Annotated in this window: 18 protein-coding genes; 12 read left to right on the top strand and 6 right to left on the bottom strand. The window is 57.9% G+C overall.

Annotation, left to right across the window (positions count from 1 at the left end; genetic code table 11):
- Window positions 1-71: 71 nt before the first annotated feature.
- Window positions 72-701 (bottom strand): response regulator transcription factor, encoded by a 630-nt coding sequence (locus tag AC3RCP_RS22885; protein WP_007931372.1) that lies wholly within the window; start codon window positions 699-701, stop codon window positions 72-74.
- 146 nt (window positions 702-847) lie between these two features.
- On the opposite strand from AC3RCP_RS22885, the gene AC3RCP_RS22880 reads away from it, so the two are divergent.
- The 3 genes from AC3RCP_RS22880 to greB all read left to right on the top strand — a co-directional run bounded on the left by AC3RCP_RS22880 (window position 848) and on the right by greB (window position 3,909).
- Window positions 848-1,141: a hypothetical protein gene (locus tag AC3RCP_RS22880; protein ID WP_492571812.1), complete on the top strand. Its 294-nt coding sequence runs from the start codon at window positions 848-850 to the stop codon at window positions 1,139-1,141.
- A gap of 186 nt (window positions 1,142-1,327) precedes the next feature.
- Window positions 1,328-3,070, top strand: a complete 1,743-nt coding sequence (locus AC3RCP_RS22875) for a hypothetical protein (protein WP_492571811.1) — start codon at window positions 1,328-1,330, stop codon at window positions 3,068-3,070.
- Window positions 3,071-3,435: 365 nt separating this feature from the next.
- Window positions 3,436-3,909 carry a transcription elongation factor GreB gene (greB, locus tag AC3RCP_RS22870; RefSeq protein WP_007931374.1) on the top strand — a complete coding sequence of 158 codons (474 nt, stop codon included), beginning with the start codon at window positions 3,436-3,438 and terminating at the stop codon, window positions 3,907-3,909.
- A 16-nt stretch (window positions 3,910-3,925) separates the two neighbouring features.
- Here the strand turns inward: greB and AC3RCP_RS22865 are convergent, their stop codons facing one another.
- Together AC3RCP_RS22865 and AC3RCP_RS22860 are read right to left on the bottom strand one after the other, a co-directional pair.
- The gene (locus AC3RCP_RS22865) at window positions 3,926-6,430 is read right to left on the bottom strand and encodes an ABC transporter permease (protein ID WP_492571810.1); all 2,505 of its coding nucleotides are present in this window, start codon (window positions 6,428-6,430) and stop codon (window positions 3,926-3,928) included.
- On the bottom strand, window positions 6,430-7,113 hold the full coding sequence (locus tag AC3RCP_RS22860; RefSeq protein WP_007931376.1) for an ABC transporter ATP-binding protein: 684 nt from the start codon (window positions 7,111-7,113) through the stop codon (window positions 6,430-6,432). The genes AC3RCP_RS22865 and AC3RCP_RS22860 overlap by 1 nt, the downstream gene beginning before the upstream one ends.
- Before the next feature lie 10 nt (window positions 7,114-7,123).
- On the opposite strand from AC3RCP_RS22860, the gene AC3RCP_RS22855 reads away from it, so the two are divergent.
- From AC3RCP_RS22855 to AC3RCP_RS22845, 3 genes are all read left to right on the top strand, one after another.
- The gene (locus AC3RCP_RS22855) at window positions 7,124-7,729 is read left to right on the top strand and encodes an arylesterase (protein ID WP_009044965.1); all 606 of its coding nucleotides are present in this window, start codon (window positions 7,124-7,126) and stop codon (window positions 7,727-7,729) included.
- A gap of 56 nt (window positions 7,730-7,785) precedes the next feature.
- The gene (locus tag AC3RCP_RS22850; protein ID WP_007931378.1) at window positions 7,786-8,079 is read left to right on the top strand and encodes a hypothetical protein; all 294 of its coding nucleotides are present in this window, start codon (window positions 7,786-7,788) and stop codon (window positions 8,077-8,079) included.
- A gap of 116 nt (window positions 8,080-8,195) precedes the next feature.
- Window positions 8,196-9,164: a L,D-transpeptidase family protein gene (locus AC3RCP_RS22845; protein ID WP_101338714.1), complete on the top strand. Its 969-nt coding sequence runs from the start codon at window positions 8,196-8,198 to the stop codon at window positions 9,162-9,164.
- Window positions 9,165-9,290: 126 nt separating this feature from the next.
- On the opposite strand, the gene oprI is transcribed toward AC3RCP_RS22845, so the two are convergent.
- Window positions 9,291-9,542: an outer membrane lipoprotei OprI gene (gene oprI / locus AC3RCP_RS22840; RefSeq protein ID WP_003448337.1), complete on the bottom strand. Its 252-nt coding sequence runs from the start codon at window positions 9,540-9,542 to the stop codon at window positions 9,291-9,293.
- A 674-nt stretch (window positions 9,543-10,216) separates the two neighbouring features.
- Here oprI and AC3RCP_RS22835 point away from each other — a divergent pair.
- Window positions 10,217-10,498 (top strand): GNAT family N-acetyltransferase, encoded by a 282-nt coding sequence (locus AC3RCP_RS22835; protein ID WP_007931380.1) that lies wholly within the window; start codon window positions 10,217-10,219, stop codon window positions 10,496-10,498.
- Between the two features lie 59 nt (window positions 10,499-10,557).
- Here AC3RCP_RS22835 and AC3RCP_RS22830 read toward each other — a convergent pair whose 3' ends face one another.
- The gene (locus AC3RCP_RS22830; RefSeq protein WP_101338713.1) at window positions 10,558-11,634 is read right to left on the bottom strand and encodes a 3-deoxy-7-phosphoheptulonate synthase; all 1,077 of its coding nucleotides are present in this window, start codon (window positions 11,632-11,634) and stop codon (window positions 10,558-10,560) included.
- A gap of 131 nt (window positions 11,635-11,765) precedes the next feature.
- Window positions 11,766-12,209 carry a PilZ domain-containing protein gene (locus AC3RCP_RS22825; RefSeq protein WP_007931382.1) on the bottom strand — a complete coding sequence of 148 codons (444 nt, stop codon included), beginning with the start codon at window positions 12,207-12,209 and terminating at the stop codon, window positions 11,766-11,768.
- On the opposite strand from AC3RCP_RS22825, the gene AC3RCP_RS22820 reads away from it, so the two are divergent.
- The 5 genes from AC3RCP_RS22820 (at window position 12,208) to cysB (ending at window position 16,160) form a co-directional block, all read left to right on the top strand.
- Window positions 12,208-12,594, top strand: coding sequence for a thioredoxin family protein (locus AC3RCP_RS22820; RefSeq protein WP_101338712.1), 387 nt, complete (start codon window positions 12,208-12,210; stop codon window positions 12,592-12,594). The genes AC3RCP_RS22825 and AC3RCP_RS22820 overlap by 2 nt on opposite strands.
- Complete coding sequence (locus AC3RCP_RS22815) at window positions 12,594-13,550, top strand: putative 2-dehydropantoate 2-reductase (RefSeq protein ID WP_101338711.1); 957 nt, start codon at window positions 12,594-12,596, stop codon at window positions 13,548-13,550. Before AC3RCP_RS22820 ends, AC3RCP_RS22815 begins: the two co-directional genes overlap by 1 nt.
- A gap of 23 nt (window positions 13,551-13,573) precedes the next feature.
- Window positions 13,574-14,479, top strand: a complete 906-nt coding sequence (locus AC3RCP_RS22810; protein WP_007931385.1) for a 5'-nucleotidase — start codon at window positions 13,574-13,576, stop codon at window positions 14,477-14,479.
- A gap of 93 nt (window positions 14,480-14,572) precedes the next feature.
- On the top strand, window positions 14,573-15,073 hold the full coding sequence (locus tag AC3RCP_RS22805) for a universal stress protein (RefSeq protein ID WP_007931386.1): 501 nt from the start codon (window positions 14,573-14,575) through the stop codon (window positions 15,071-15,073).
- Between the two features lie 112 nt (window positions 15,074-15,185).
- Window positions 15,186-16,160: an HTH-type transcriptional regulator CysB gene (gene cysB, locus AC3RCP_RS22800; protein ID WP_007931387.1), complete on the top strand. Its 975-nt coding sequence runs from the start codon at window positions 15,186-15,188 to the stop codon at window positions 16,158-16,160.
- The last annotated feature ends 6 nt before the right edge of the window (window positions 16,161-16,166 follow it).

Genomic DNA, 16,166 nt, shown 5'->3' with positions numbered 1-16,166 from the left:
TGATCAACCTGGCTGTCGAGGTGGGGCGATGTTTCTGAATCCCAGCTAAAGGCTGCATCGATATCGGGGGTTCAAACTACGGAGTTGCGTTTGGCCAGCTCCGCCAGCGCTACCAGATTGGAAACATTGAACCGTTTTAGCAGCCTGACCTTATAGGTGCTCACCGTCTTGTGGCTGATCAGCAACGCATCCGCGATTTTCTGATTATTCAGACCGCTTGCCAGCAGTTTCAGGACGGTGATTTCCCGGTCGGTCAGTTGGGCAATCAAGACACTCTCTTGGCAGGCGGCGTTTGTATTCTGTTGCAAGGTGCTGATTGTATCCTCGGGGAAATAGCTATACCCCGACAATATGGCTTTTACCGCATTAGCCAGTTCGTTCAGATTATCGTTCTTGCACAGAAACCCGGCCGCACCGGCCTGCAAACAGCGCAAGGCGAAGTTCTTGGAGTTGCTGGAAGTCAGCACCAGTGTCTTTATTGGCAGTCCAGCGGACTTTATATGGGAGATAACGGAAAAACCGTCGAGGTTGGGTATGTTCAAGTCCAGGATGAGCAGGTCTGGAAGATGCTTGCGTACCAGCTGGACGGCGTCGGCCCCGTTGTCCGCCTCCGCGACGATGTTGTGTTCGTGAGGTTCCAGAACGGTTCTTATGGCGAGTCGAATCAACGGATGGTCGTCGACGATGATGATACTTCCCATGCAAGGCATCTCGATATTTAGGGGGAGGGTGCCCTGCGTATGTTATCCGAGCACTCTGAAAACTAAATCAGACGAATCTGATAGTTGTCATTGTGTGGCTAAGTTATGGTTGAGCTCCGTTTTTATCTGGCCAAGCCACGCTCGCTATGCATATTATTATCTTTAGACCGATCTCTCATCTGAAAGGCTCTTGGTTATTCAACACTCTTTTGCGTCTTGATCGTTTTATCTACTGGTTTGCTCCTTCTCTAGCGATGTTGATGGGGGTGGCTGGTGTCGCGCTGTGTTTTTTTAGCTGGCAGCAACGACTGATATTGACAGGAGGGGCCGGGCTAGTACTGCTACTGCTGGCGGGAGGGTTAGTCATGCTATGGTCGAATTATGATTGGTGGCTGTTCAAGCTCAGTCCACAGAAGGGCTTGAATATTCCTCTTAAATGAGATCGGAGTTGTCAAGGCTGTCAGCCATAACATGGTAAATCGAAAGCGTTGACTTTTCTGGTAGTGAGTTGTCGGATAGTTCTACCTGAAGAATGGGAATTGTCCGGTTGCTGGCATGTGTTGTTAGGAGGTATTTTTTACTCCGTGTGATATGTTTTTAGATATATGACGGAGCCTAAGTCAGCGATGCTGCTACGAACTATTTCCATCGAAAACGCAGAGCAAGAAGTGCTGAATGGTGCGGTGCTCTGCAGTTTTGCAATTCCTATGCTGAGGCGTAATTTTCTTGCCTATAGCTTAAATGAGGGCGCTGAAGTCGGAGAGTCGCGAGTTTATATTGCGATGTTGCATAAAAAGGGGGAAGAGTATGCGCTGAGTTCGATTGAAAGCGAACGCGATTGGCGTCTGGTTATTCAGGTCTTCAAAGAGATAGTTACTCATGCAACGCGGCTTGAGATTCGACAACAAGGTGCTGCTGGCAGTGTTGGCACTCCCTACCATCTGATTGACCTTAAAGGCTGTGTGATACCGACGGGGAACCTTTCCGAGCATCGTTCACTCACCATCAAGAAAAATTTGGTGGTGAAACTCATATCATCAGAAGCTTCGACAGTTTGTCTGCCTGCAATTGATGACACCGAACTCAGCGTTCCAGCCCTTGATGTTTCTATTGAGACGACCTCTCAAAATCCCCCTGCTGCAAAAGATGCCACAGAGTGTGTGGACGAGGTTCCTGACTCGAACGAGTATGGTTCGCCAGAAACTGTTGAGGACCTTGAAGGGGACCTGCCTGATGATGCCCCATCCAGATCTGAGCCGATTGGAGAGCCATATGAATTATGCCAAAAGGACGCTGAAACCGAGGCTTATGTAGGGGAGGGCTCTACTGAGACCTCGTTATTGGCCGAGGATCTTCAACAGGGTATTGCTGGCTTAGCTATCACCAATGTCGAAAGTCATGTCGACTCATCCAGGAATGATGCTCTCCTGTCAGGTGTTACAACACATAGAGTAGATGCTGACCAGTCTGCTGACCCGGAGGTCGATGCCGTACGTCTGCATCAAGGTATACAGAACACACTGGCTGACTTGGCGGAGGTGGTTCGCGATTTGACTTCGGAGGATGATGTGGAATTAACCCAGGGAAATGAGTACGACCTGTCGATGTCTGACAGAGTTCCGACTTTGGTAGACAGGCAGCTTCAAACCATCCCTGATATCGATCAGTCCGGTGAAAATGCTGTGGATGCAATGCCGGATGAGTCGGACGGTTGTGAAGCCTCACTAGAGCATTCGCTGGATAAGGATCAGTTCCTGATGGATACGGCTCCCGATACCGAAGTTGTATCTCAGGGGGCGGATACCGATCATCTGCTTTTTGATGTAGAGAACACGTTGTCGAATCTTGCACATATGGCGCAGGAACTGGCACAACAAAAATTGATTGCAGTGAAGCAGCAGGAGGCCTTGGAGCTTTTAAAGGAGCAATTGCAGGAGCGAGAACGCAAGCTTCAGGAAAAGGATGAATACTTGCGCCAGTTACAAAGCCAGCTTCAACAAGAGAGGATCACTATCGATAAATCCGCAGAGCACAACTCCAGGGTGATTGCCGAACGCAGCGTTGCGCTACAGCAGTTGGCTGAAAGTGTGGAGTCCCGAGAGCGAAGTGTTGCGCGGCGCTCTGAGCTATTGCAGTTGGAGCAACAACGTCTTGAAGGAATTTCTGTAAAACAAAGTGTTCGTGCATCCGAGCTTGAAAAACGGGACATCGGGATCCAGCAAAAAAATGCCGAGCTTGTGGAAAGATTAGCGCAGCTATCCAGTACCCGTAAAAAACTGAGCAATATTGTAAAAGGCTTCAATGAGACAGTGACCTTCAATAATAGTCTGCATAGCATATCTAGTACCTTATTCAACGACGACGAGTAAGGCACCTCAGTTGAAATCGCAAGTGTCTATTTTAGTCCCTGGGTGTTTTTTCATGTAAGGCAATATGTGATCTGTATGAAATAGTCGGCTAGTAATGGTTGGGCAGGAGACGGGAGAAATGGGGGGCATGCATGTTCTTTGATGAGCGTTCTGATCGGACTTGCACATGAGCTTGTTTTTACCTCGCATGACCAAGGCAGTCGCTTTTCATACAGAGCCTAGAGATCGATTCATTCTAGATGGTGGATGTTCCGATGGCATGCGTCTTACTGGAAGGTTTATTTTGCTCAATATTGGTTCTCAGTGCTCCGGTTGACCCATAATGCTGAACGGCTCATAAGGCTCTGCATGGGGAATTTAACCAATTGAGTACCAAGCTCATTACGCAGGAAGGTTTCGAGGCTCTGAAAAGCGAGCTGGATTACCTGTGGCGGGAGAAGCGTCCGGATGTGACGCAGAAAGTCACTTGGGCGGCCTCCCTGGGGGACAGAAGTGAAAACGCCGATTATCAATACAACAAGAAACTCCTGAGGGAAATTGATCGCCGGGTTCGCTACTTGCGCAAGCGACTCGAAGACATGAAGGTCGTGTCTTATTCGCCGGAACAGGAGGGTCGGGTTTTCTTCGGCGCCTGGGTCGATATCGAGAATGAAGAGGGTGAAACCAAGCGTTTCCGTATCGTCGGTTATGACGAGATATACGGGCAGAAGGATTACATCTCTATCGATTCACCCATGGCCCGGGCGCTCTTGAAGAAAGAAGTCGGCGACGAGGCGATAGTGCAGACGCCTGGTGGAGAAATGTGCTGGTGGATCAATCAGATCGAATACGTGAAATGAACTGCCTGCGAGGGGCTTACCCCTCGCGCAGTACTGTCAGTGGACTGGCATTCAATGCCCGGCGTGTCCCGTAGACACCGGCACCGCCGATCAGCAGGGCACCGATAACAGGCAGGAGCAACAGCCAAGGATGTGGATGCCAGGGCAGGTCGAAGGCAAACCGATACAGCACCAGGCTCACCAGTTCCGATCCCAATGCCGCCAGTAGCCCGCTGACGGCTCCCAGCAGCCCGAACTCGATACGCCGGGCCTTGACCAGTAATTGTCGTTCTGCACCCAGCGCCCGTAGCAGGGCGCCCTGACGAATACGCTCGTCCAGGGTGGCCTGCAGTCCGGAAAACAGCACGGCCATGCCGGCGGCGAGCACAAACAGCAGCACGTATTCCACGGCCAGGGTGACCTGGGCCAGGATGCTGCGCAGTTGTTCGAGCAGAGCCTCCACTTGCAGGATGGTCACTGCCGGAAACGCCCTGGACAACTCGACCACCTGCTGGTCATGACCCGCAGCCAGATAGAAGCTGGTCAGGTAAGTGGCGGGCAGATCCCGCAGCGTGCCCGGCTGAAAGATCATGAAGAAGTTGGGCTGGAAGTTGTCCCAGTTGATTTCCCGCAGGCTGGTCACCCTGGCCTCGCGATTGACCCCTCCGACGCTGAATGTCATCTGGTCGCCGAGTTTGAGTTTCAAGCTTTCGGCCACCAGGGCCTCGACCGAGACGCCAGGTAAATCCCCTTCGGGCTGTTGTGCCCACCACGAGCCGCTGGTGATCTTATTGTCCGCTGGCAGATCCGCGGCCCAGGTCAGGCTCAAATCGCGCTGCACGGCGCGGTCGCCACTGGAATCCTTGCTGACGATTTCCCGGACCGGTTCGCCATTGATGCTGATCAGCCGCCCTGGCACTACCGGATACAGCGGTGCGGAAGGGGCGGAAAGCGCCACCAGCTTGTCGGTGAAAGCTTGTTTGTCCGCGGGCAGGATATTCAGCGCGAAATAGTTCGGTGCGTTCTTGGGCAACTGGTTTTGCCAGGTGTCGAGCAACTCTCCACGTAACAGCGCAATCAAGGCCATCGACAGCAGAATCAAGCCGAAGGCCAGGGATTGCCCCGCAGCGGCCAAAGGATGCCGCAGCAGCTGGCCCAGCCCCAGGCGCCATGGCAGCGACGCCTTGGTCAGCAAGCGACGCAGACTCTGCAGGGCCAGCAGCAGTAATCCGCCCAGAACCAGGGCCGCAATGACGCCGCCGCCGAGCAAGGCAAAGGTCAACAGCAGATCCAGGCTCAGGCGCCACATGATCAAGCCCAGGGCCAGCAAGGCGGCGCCATACACCATCCAGGTGCTTGGGGGGATCGGCAGCAGGTCACGGCGCAACACCCGCAAGGGTGGGACACGCCCCAGCGCCGCCAGTGGCGGCAAGGCGAAACCGCCAAGTGCCACCAGGCCGGTGCCGATACCGGCGACAGCGGGCAGCAGCCCGCCAGGAGGCACGTCGGTTGGTAGCAGGTCATGCAGCAGGTAAAACAGCCCAAGCTGGGCGAGCCAGCCAAGCAGTGCGCCGACGATGCTGGCCAGGATGCCGAGCAGGGCCAGTTGCAGGGTGAACAGCAGCATGGTTTCCCGGCGGGACAGGCCCAGGCAGCGCAGCAGCGCGCAGGCATCGAAACGGCGGGAAGCGAAGCGCGCAGCGGACAGGGCAACCGCCACGCCTGCCAGCAGCACCGCCACCAGGCTGGCCATGTTCAAGTAGCGTTCGGCCTTGCCCAGGGCTCCGCCGATCTGGCGGTTGCCATCTCGGGCATCCTGCAGGCGCTGATTGGCCGCCAGGCCTGGCTTGATCAATTGGCGATAGGTTTCCAGGGCGCTTCCCGGACCGCGCCAGAGCTCCTTGTAACTGACCCGGCTGCCCGGTTGCACCACGCCGGTGGCGTTCAGGTCGCTCAGGTTGATCAGGACCCTGGGGGTCAGGCTATAGAAGTTGCCGGCGCGATCCGGTTCGTAAGTCAGTACCCGGCTCAGGCGCAGGGTTTTCATCCCGACGTCGATGCTGTCGCCGATTTTCAGGTCCAGCGCGGTCAATAGTCGGGCTTCGACCCAGGCTTCACCCGGTTGCGGACCACCGCCGGTTTCTTCCGTCGCGTAAGGGGCTGGGGCGCTTTTCAGTTCGCCGCGCAGCGGGTAGGCATCGTCCGCGGCCTTGATACTGGAAAGCTGGATGCCATTGTCGGTGGCGATCACACTGGAGAACTCCACCACCTGCGCATGTTGCAGGCCCAGTTCCCGGCCGCTTTGTATCTGTTCTGGCCTTGCTGGAGAGCTGCTTTCAAGCAGCAGGTCCGCGCCGAGAAACTCCGTGGCGCGCAACAGCATCGCGCCGTTGAGGCGTGCACCGAAATAGCCGATGGCGGTGCTGGCGGCTACAGCCACCACCAGGGCGAAGAACAATACCCGCAGTTCTCCGGCGCGGGCGTCGCGCAGAAGTTGGCGAACGGCAAGGCTGAACAGGCGCAACAGCGGCAGGCGTGCCATCAAGGCTCCAGGGGGGCGACCAGCAGGCCGGCTTCAAGGCGGATCAGGCGCCGGCAACGATGGGCCAGGCGTTCATCGTGAGTGACCAGGACCAGCGTCGTGCCGCTTTCCTTGTTCAGATCGAACAGCAGGTCGCTGATGCGCTCGCCGGTGTGGCTGTCGAGGTTGCCGGTCGGCTCATCGGCGAACAGCACGTCAGGTTCGGCGGCAAAGGCGCGGGCGATGGCCACCCGCTGTTGTTCGCCGCCGGAGAGCTGGCGAGGCGAGTGACTCAGGCGTTGCCCGAGCCCGACGCGCTGGAGCAGTTCGGTCGCACGCTCGCGGGCATCCCGACGGCCGTCCAGCTCCATGGGTAACATGACGTTCTCCAGGGCATTGAGGCTGTCGAGCAGTTGGAACGACTGGAAGACAAAGCCCACATGCTCGGCCCTGATTCGGGCGCGCTGGTCTTCGTCCAATGTGCCGAGGCTGCGACCGGCCAGGGTGACCTCGCCGCTGCTGGGCAGGTCGAGCCCGGCCAGCAGGCCGAGCAGGGTGGATTTTCCGGAGCCGGAACTGCCGACGATGGCCAGGCTGTCGCCTTTGTTCAGTTCCAGGCTGAGTTCGTGCAGGATGGTCAGTTCACCTTCCGCGCTGGGAACCACTTTGCTAAGGTTCCGCGCAGTGAGAATGCTTGCGCCCATGGAGAATCCGATGCGTGTGTGGTTTTTGAGTGCTGGCCTGGCCTTGATGTGCATGGCCCAGAACGCAGCGGCGGGTACAGTCCTGATCGTTGGCGATAGTATCAGCGCGGCTTTCGGCCTGGATACCCGGCAGGGGTGGGTGGCACTGCTCGAGCAACGGCTCAAGAGCGAAGGTTTCAACGATAAGGTGGTCAATGCTTCCATCAGTGGAGACACCAGCGCAGGTGGCCAGGCGCGGCTGCCGGCGCTGCTTGCAGAGCACAAGCCGGAGCTGGTGATTCTCGAGTTGGGCGGCAACGATGGCCTGCGTGGGCAACAGCCCACGCAATTGCAACAAAATCTTGCTTCGATGATCGACAGCTCCAAGGCCAGTGGTGCCAAGGTGCTGTTGCTTGGCATGCAGCTGCCACCCAATTACGGCGTGCGTTATACCCAGGCGTTTGCCGAGGTGTACAGCAAGCTCGCGAATGAAAAAAACGTAGCGCTGGTGCCATTTTTTCTGGAAGGGGTCGGCGGCAATCCCGAGCTGATGCAGGCCGATGGCATCCACCCTGCGGTCACCGCTCAGGGCAAGTTGCTGGAAAATGTCTGGCCGACGCTAAAACCGCTGCTTTGACGCTTTTCTACCGGCAGTGTTTCGGCTAATGTGGCGCCCCCGATTTGGAGCCCCCGATGCCGCGTCCCGCCTGGTCCCTGTTTGCCTACCAACTGATCGAGCCTGACGAACAGCTCGACCTGTTCGCCTGCCAGGAAGTCCGGGTGCACCTGGTGACGCGTCAGCTGGAGCTGGGCGGCTCTGCCGATCGCACGTTGTGCGGCACCTTGCTGCCCGCGCAACCGCGCTGGTCGAGTGTCGACCGGACCATTTTCCAGGACCAGCGCCTGTGTCCGTTGTGCCGGGCGATCCTCGAATCGCAAAAGCGCGGCACGCCACCGATCTGGCCAGAGTTGCGTTTCGAGCTGTAAGGCAGCAAGTTCTCGCCCGGCTCCCTTCTTGCGCTGATGCAGCTGTCGCTCCCGCAGTCACGGGGGCGGGTGTACAATCACTTTTTTACTCGTTGATCATGCGAAGGATTTTCCGGATGTTGCCGCGCTTTCCTGTCGTCACCCGTTGCCTGACGCTTGCCGCCTTCTGTGTGGCCGGCCCCGTTGCCGCATTGGAACTGCCTCTACCTCCACCGGGCGAAGATATCGTCGGTCAGGTACAGGTGATCAAGGCCAAGTACGAAGACACCTTTGCCGACCTGGGCACGACCTACGATCTGGGCTATTACGAGATGGTCGCGGCCAACCCGGGAGTGGATCCCTGGTTGCCGGGCGCGGGCACCGAAGTGGTGTTGCCGACGCGTTTCATCCTGCCGCCGGGACCTCGTGAAGGCATCGTGATCAACCTGGCTGAATATCGCCTGTACTACTACCCGAAAGGGCGGAACGTGGTGTACACCTTCCCCCTGGGTATCGGCCGGGAAGGTTGGGGGTCGCCGATCGCCCATACCAGCATTGTCGCGAAGACGCCGAATCCGACCTGGACTCCGCCAGCCTCGATCAAGGCCGAGCACGCCGCCGACGGTGACCCGCTGCCAAACGTGGTGCCGGCGGGTCCGGACAATCCGTTGGGGCCATTCAAGTTCACCCTGGGCACGCCGGGCTACCTGATCCACGGTTCGAACAAGAAGTTCGGGATCGGCATGCGCACCAGCCACGGCTGCTTCCGGATGTTCAACAACAACGTCCTGGAAATGGCGAGCATGGTGCCAGTGGGGACATCGGTGCGCATTCTCAACGATCCGTACAAGTTTGGTATCAGCGCTGGCAAAGTCTATCTGGAAGCTCACACGCCGCTGGATGACAAGGGCAATCCGTCGGTCGTGGACAAGCACACCGCGGTGATCAACGCCTTGCTCAAGCGTGAAGACCTGGCCAATAACTTGCGGATGAACTGGGATGTGGTGCGCGACGTGGTGGCGGCCGAAGATGGTTTACCGGTAGAGATCGCCGTACCGAGCACTGCGCCCGTAGTCTCGGCGCTGCCTATCGATATGCAGCAGTAACGGCTGGAACAGCAACCCGTCGATGCCTCCGGGCGTCGACGGGTTTTTTATTGCCGCAAGAAAATCCGGGCAATAAAAAAGCCGACCCAATAAATGGGTCGGCTCGATAACAATCCCGAGGGATTATTACTTGCGGCTAGCTTTTTCCAGCATACGCAGAGCGCGCTCGTTAGCTTCGTCAGCAGTCTGTTGTGCTTTTTGAGCAGCAGCCAGAGCTTCATCAGCTTTACGGTAGGCTTCGTCTGCACGAGCCTGGGCACGAGCTGCTGCGTCTTCAGTTGCAGTCAGACGAGCTTCGGTTTCTTTGGATACGCTGCTGCAACCGGTAGCCAGAACTGCGGCCAGAGCCAGAGCAGAGAATTTCAGAACGTTGTTCATCGTGTTCCCCTTCAAGGACTTTCTATTAAGTAGCTATCTCATCCGAGTGATGAAATGGCCGGCGTACATACTACCCATTACTTGTAGTAAGTAAACTGACGTAGCGCAAGAAGCAAAAAAAATTCTAGGCGTTGAATCTTTTTCGAGCAACTTTTTATTGATCTGTATAAAAAATACGCAACCTTGTCACCCTGTTGGGAGGTTGCGCTTGTTGACCGTATCTGCCGTAGAGCCCCTTTGCACGGCGCTTGCGGAGTGTAGGCTAAAGTCTATCTATATCGACTCGTCTACACTTTTGTTCAGAATCTGTGGGGCGCCTCACGCATCTTTGTCCATGTTGAGGTGACTTTAAATGGGTGGGCTCGTCTTAAATCTCAACATCCGGTGATGTTCAGGTTGTTGATCCTCAGGCGGTTTGATCGAGCGTTTTGTATGTAGCTGGGAACAGGTCCGGGGAAGTATCGACAGAAAACTGGCCTGATGCCAGTATCTTGAACGCAAGCGTCCCTTGAGCATTGGTGCCAATGGTGCCTACTATTTGAAACGTGCTCGGTCATGCGAGAGCGGCAAGCTCTCCTCGGTGTCCAAACAGGCACGGGGTGGCGTAGTTGTTCCTTCGCCGGAAAAACATCGGTAAGGTAGGGGTCAGAATCCAAGACCCGCGAGGAGTAGTGATGAGCGAGGCGTTGTCCATCCACCATGACCAGGCTGGTCATCAATTCGAGACCAATGTGGACGGTCATCGTGCCTACCTGACCTATATGGACCTGGGTAAGCAGACCCTGGATATTTATCGGACGTTCGTGCCTAACGCGCTGCGTGGTCGTGGTATTGCCGCGGCACTGACCGAGCAGGCGTTGGAATATGCTGACCGCATGGGTTACACGGTGATTCCGTCGTGCTCATATGTGGAGCGCTATATGGAGCGCCATCAGCGCCACGCCGCGAAACTCTGAGCGGGGACGCCAAAAAAACGCCGGGCTTGGCCCGGCGTTTTTGTGTCTGCGATACGGGGTCAGGTACGAACCCGTTTTGGCAGGACGTCCTTGAGCTTGGCGTGCATGCTGCGCAAGGTTTTCTCAGTGCTTTCCCAATCGATGCAGGCATCGGTGATCGACACGCCGTATTGCAGTTCGGCCAGATCCTTGGGAATTGCCTGGCAGCCCCAGTTCAGGTGGCTTTCGACCATCAGGCCGATGATCGACTGGTTGCCTTCGAGAATCTGGTTGGCCACGTTCTCCATCACCAGCGGCTGCAAGGCCGGGTCCTTGTTGGAGTTGGCGTGACTGCAGTCGACCATGATGTTCGGCTTGATCTTCGCCTTGTTCAGCGCCTGCTCGCAGAGGGCGACGCTGACCGAATCATAGTTCGGCTTGCCATTGCCACCACGCAGAACTACGTGACCGTAGGCATTGCCCTTGGTGGTGACGATGGAGACGCCGCCTTCCTGGTTGATGCCGAGGAAGCGGTGAGGGCTGGAAACCGATTGCAGGGCGTTGATGGCAACGGTCAGGCCGCCGTCGGTGCCGTTCTTGAAACCTACCGCCGAGGACAGGCCGGAAGCCATCTCGCGGTGAGTCTGGGATTCGGTGGTACGTGCACCGATCGCCGACCAACTGATCAGGTCCTGCAGGTATTGCGGGGAGATCGGGTCCAGCGCTTCGGTGGCGGTCGGCAGGCCCATCTCGGCCAGGTCCAGCAGCAACTGGCGACCGATGTGCAGGCCGTCCTGGATCTTGAACGAGTCGTCCAGGTACGGGTCGTTGATCAAGCCTTTCCAGCCAACGGTGGTCCGTGGTTTCTCGAAGTACACGCGCATCACCAGATAAAGGGTGTCGCAGACTTCGGCGGCCAGGACTTTCAGGCGCTCGGCATATTCGTGAGCCGCCTTGATGTCGTGGATCGAGCACGGGCCGATGACGACGAACAGGCGGTGGTCGGTGCCGTCGAGAATATTGCGGATCACTTCGCGACCCTTGGTCACGGTGCGCAGGGCGGCGTCGCTCAGCGGGATGTCACGCTTGAGCTGGTCGGGAGTGATCAGGGTTTCGTTGGAGGCGACGTTAAGGTCGTTGATCGGTAAATCAGCCATCGTGTTACTCGTCAGGTCACGGGTGCCGGCCGCCAGCGATCCCCGCGCGGCGGTGCACAGCGGATTTAAGCGCGTCGGGGAGCCGAACCTTAGCGCGTTACACCGGGGCTCGACAATGGGCAGAGGCGGGTTTAATCCAGCGCTGGCTGCATAAAAGCCTGGTGAACCCGGTCATGGGAGAACTCGGCGGCATGCTGTTCGACCCATTGCTGGGCCAGGGCTTCGATCTGTCGCTGCTCAGCCTGGGGCTCATGCAGGTGGCAGTAGTGGGTGATCTGGCACACCTGCTCACTCATCCGGGCATGGAACAGGGTCTGTTCGTCGATGAAGGCGATCCCCACCAGATAGCCATGCTTGCGTCGCAGGCACCAGGCCACATAGCCGTTGTAGCGGGCGTTTTCACCCAGAGTGGGGATGCAGATTTCCAGTGCGGTGCCGCGGCGCCAGGCGCGGTGATAATTGCAAGCCATGCCGCCGAGGCTGATAGTGTGCAACCGTTGACGCGAAATACATGCGTGTTCGCGTAAGGTCATCTCAACCGGAACATCGTCAGGATGAGGAATGAAACGTCCCATGAACGCAGACTCCGAGTGTCGGCTATGTGACATTGTTTCCCCCAGTATAGTGGTCGAATTGGAGCTGACCGATTTCGATATCGATCAGCGGTTGTTGGCGATGAGCGGTGTTTCGCTGGTGATATTCACCAGCGTCGGCTGCGCCAGTTGTCGTTGGGCCCGGCAGCAGTTGCCCGGCTTCGATCTGCCGATCGAGCGGTTGTGCTGGATCGACGCGGGGAACAATGGCGGCGCGGTCGAGCGTTATCAGGTGTTTCACTTGCCGGCACTGTTCGTGGTGCGCGACGGTGAGTTTTATGGGGCCTTGCAGTCGCGCCTGGCACCCGGCGAGCTCCGCGAGCGCCTGGCGCAGACGCTGAACCGAATTCCAGAGGAGTTGCCTTGATGGAAGCAGTCCACACGCCGCGAATCGGCATTATCGGTACCGGAGCGATCGGTGGTTTCTATGGGATGCTGCTGGCGCAAGCCGGCCTGGATGTGCATTTCCTGCTGCGCAGCGAATTCGCCGCGGTCACCGAGCGGGGGTTGCAACTGCATAGCGCGGTGCATGGTGAGCTGACCCTGAACCCGGTCCAGGCCTATGCCAGTGCCGAAGATATGCCGCCCTGCGATTGGCTGCTGGTGGGGGCCAAGACCACCAGCAACGCCGAGCTGGCTCCGGCGATTCTTCGCGCGGCGGCTCCCGGCGCCAAGGTGCTGTTGTTGCAGAATGGCCTGGATGTGGAAGATGGCCTGCGCGACCTGCTTCCCGACTCGCTGCATCTGTTGGGCGGCCTGTGTTTTATCTGCGTGCACCGTGCCGGACCAGGGGTGATCGAGCATCAGGCGCTGGGCGCGGTGAACCTGGGGTATCACAGTGGCCCGGCAGCGCAGGACGAGTCGCAGCGCCAGGCAATAGTGGAAGAGGGGGCGGCGCTGTTCCGCAAGGCCGGTATCGGCTCCCAGGCCATGGCCAACCTGCAGCAGGCGCGCTGGCAGAAACTAGTGTGGAACGTGCCCTATAACGGTTTGTCAGTGTTGCTCAACGCCAGCACCACGCCGCTGATGGCCGATGCCGACAGCCGCGAGCTGATTCAGGCCTTGATGCGTGAAGTGGTGCAGGGCGCCCTGGCCTGTGGTCACAGCATGCCGGACGGCTATGCTGAGCACTTGTTCAAGGTGACCGAAGGCATGCCGGACTATTGGCCGAGCATGTACCACGACTACCAGCACAAACGTGCGCTGGAGTTGTCGGCCATCTATGCCGCGCCATTGGCCGCGGCCAAGGCGGCGGGATGCGAGCTGCCGAAAATGGAAGCCTTGTATCAGGCGTTGAGTTTTATCGACCGGCATAACGGTTGATCGCAGCATCGGGGGGAAGGGATATGGCAAAGGGCTTGGGCGGTAAACTGGTGGTGGCGATTTCATCGCGGGCCCTGTTCGATCTCAGCGAGAGCCATAAGGTCTATCTGGCCGAGGGGGTCGAGGCCTACCGCAAGTATCAGATCGATCACGAGGAGGAATCCCTCGAACCGGGCGATGCTTTTCCCCTGGTGAAAAAGCTCTTGAGCCTCAATGCCAGCCTCGGCCGGGCTCGGGTCGAGGTGGTACTGGTGTCGCGTAACAGTGCCGACACGGGCCTGCGGGTCTTCAACTCGATTCAGCATTACGGCCTGGATATTTCCCGGGCCGCGTTTGTTGGTGGGCGCAGCCCTTATCCCTACCTTGCGGCCTTTGGTTGCGACCTGTTTCTTTCCACCCACGCCGAAGATGTGCGCAGCGCACTGGACGCCGGGTTCGCCGCGGCGACCATTCTTTCCGGTGGCGCCCGACGCGCCGCCAGCGCCGAACTGCGGATCGCCTTCGACGGTGACGCCGTGCTGTTTTCCGATGAGTCGGAACGGGTCTATCAGCTCGGAGGCCTGGAAGCCTTTCAGGCCAAGGAGCGCGAGTCCGCCCGCGAGCCGTTGCGTGGGGGGCCGTTCAAAGGCTTCCTCGCCGCGCTCAATCTGTTGCAGCGCGAATTCCCCGACGATGGTTGTCCGATCCGCACCGCCCTGGTGACAGCGCGTTCGGCCCCCGCCCATGAGCGGGTGATCCGCACCCTGCGCGAATGGGATATCCGCCTGGACGAATCGTTGTTCCTGGGCGGCCTGGAGAAGGCCGCCTTTCTCGAAGCCTTCGCCGCCGATGTGTTCTTCGACGATCAGGCGGGTCATTGCGAGCTGGCCCGCGAAGTGGTCGCCACCGGTCACGTACCCCACGGTATCAGCAACGAAACCAAGGTTTAGCTCAATGTTCACGGGCTTGCGCGGGACGTCGTAGTCGCCTTGGCACTGCTAAGCTGAATCAATCTCCGCCATATTGGCAGTCGAGGAGGTCATATGATTCGTTCGATGCTGTATGCCACTGACCTCGGTCTGTATGCGCCCTACGTGATGCAACATGCCCTGGAGCTGGCTCGAACATTCAATGCCGAATTGCACGTGGTTCATGCGGTGGAGCCCATGGGACTGTTTGCCGAGTCGGTGTTGCAGAGTTATCTCGACGAACAGGCCCTGAATGAGTTTCACAGTCAGGGTCTGAGCACGGTGATGGCGAATATCGAGCAACGGGTACTCGACAGCTTTCGCGAAGAGTTGGGGGAGGGCATGCAGGATCTCGCGCTGATTCAGTCGGTCAGGGTCTTTCAGGGGGACCCCTCGCACGTCATTCTCGAGCAGGCGTCGAAACTCTCTGTGGATTTGTTGATCGTAGGAAGTCACAGCCATGGGGCGGGCGGTGAGACTCCATTGGGCAGGACGGCAGCCAGGGTACTGCAACTGGCCAAGGTTCCGGTTTACCTGGTGCCCTTGGTACAGCGTCGGCGGCTCGGAGATATCTGACGCGCTTGTTGGAATTTTCTGAAGAAAAGTTCTAGATTTATTCTTCGAACCATTAATATAGTTATATACCGTCGCTGATGCCCGTGGCGTCTACCTGCTTTGAGGGATTCATATGAAGCTTCAACAATTGCGCTACATCTGGGAAGTGGCGCACCACGACCTCAACGTCTCTGCTACAGCCCAAAGCCTTTATACCTCGCAACCGGGTATCAGCAAGCAGATCCGCCTGCTCGAGGACGAGCTGGGGGTCGAGGTATTCGCTCGTAGCGGCAAGCACCTGACTCGCGTCACCCCGGCTGGCGAACGCATCATCACCACCGCTGGCGAGATCCTGCGCAAGGTCGAAAGCATCAAGCAGATCGCCCAGGAATTCTCCAACGAGAAGAAGGGCACCCTGTCGATCGCCACCACCCATACCCAGGCCCGTTATGCCTTGCCGCCGGTGATCAGCAGCTTTATCAAGCAGTACCCGGATGTGGCGTTGCACATGCATCAGGGCTCGCCGATGCAGATCGCCGAAATGGCTGCCGATGGCACCGTCGACTTCGCCATCGCCACCGAAGCGCTGGAGCTGTTCGGCGATCTGGTGATGATGCCGTGCTACCGCTGGAACCGTTGCGTAGTGGTACCGCAGGGCCACCCGCTGACCAAGCTGCCGAAGCTGACCCTGGAAACCCTCGCCGAATACCCGATCGTGACTTACGTGTTCGGTTTTACCGGCCGCTCCAAGCTCGACGAAGCCTTCAGCCATCGCGGCCTGACGCCGAAGGTGGTGTTCACCGCCGCCGACGCCGACGTGATCAAGACTTACGTACGCCTGGGCCTGGGTGTGGGCATCGTTGCCAAGATGGCGGTCGATACCAAGCTCGACAGTGACCTGGTGGTACTGGATGCCAGCGAACTGTTCGAGTCGAGCATCACCAAGATCGGGTTCCGTCGCGGCACTTTCCTGCGTGGCTTCATGTGCGACTTCATCGAGAAGTTCGCGCCGCACCTGACGCGCGAAGTGATGGCCAAGGCCATTCAGTGCCACAACAAGCAGGAACTCGAAGAGCTATTCGACGGCGTCGAACTGCCTGTCCACTAAGCCGGG

The organism is Pseudomonas sp. GW822-FHT05A08 (genome assembly GCF_058800485.1).
This window is presented reverse-complemented; position numbering and strand designations above follow the sequence as displayed.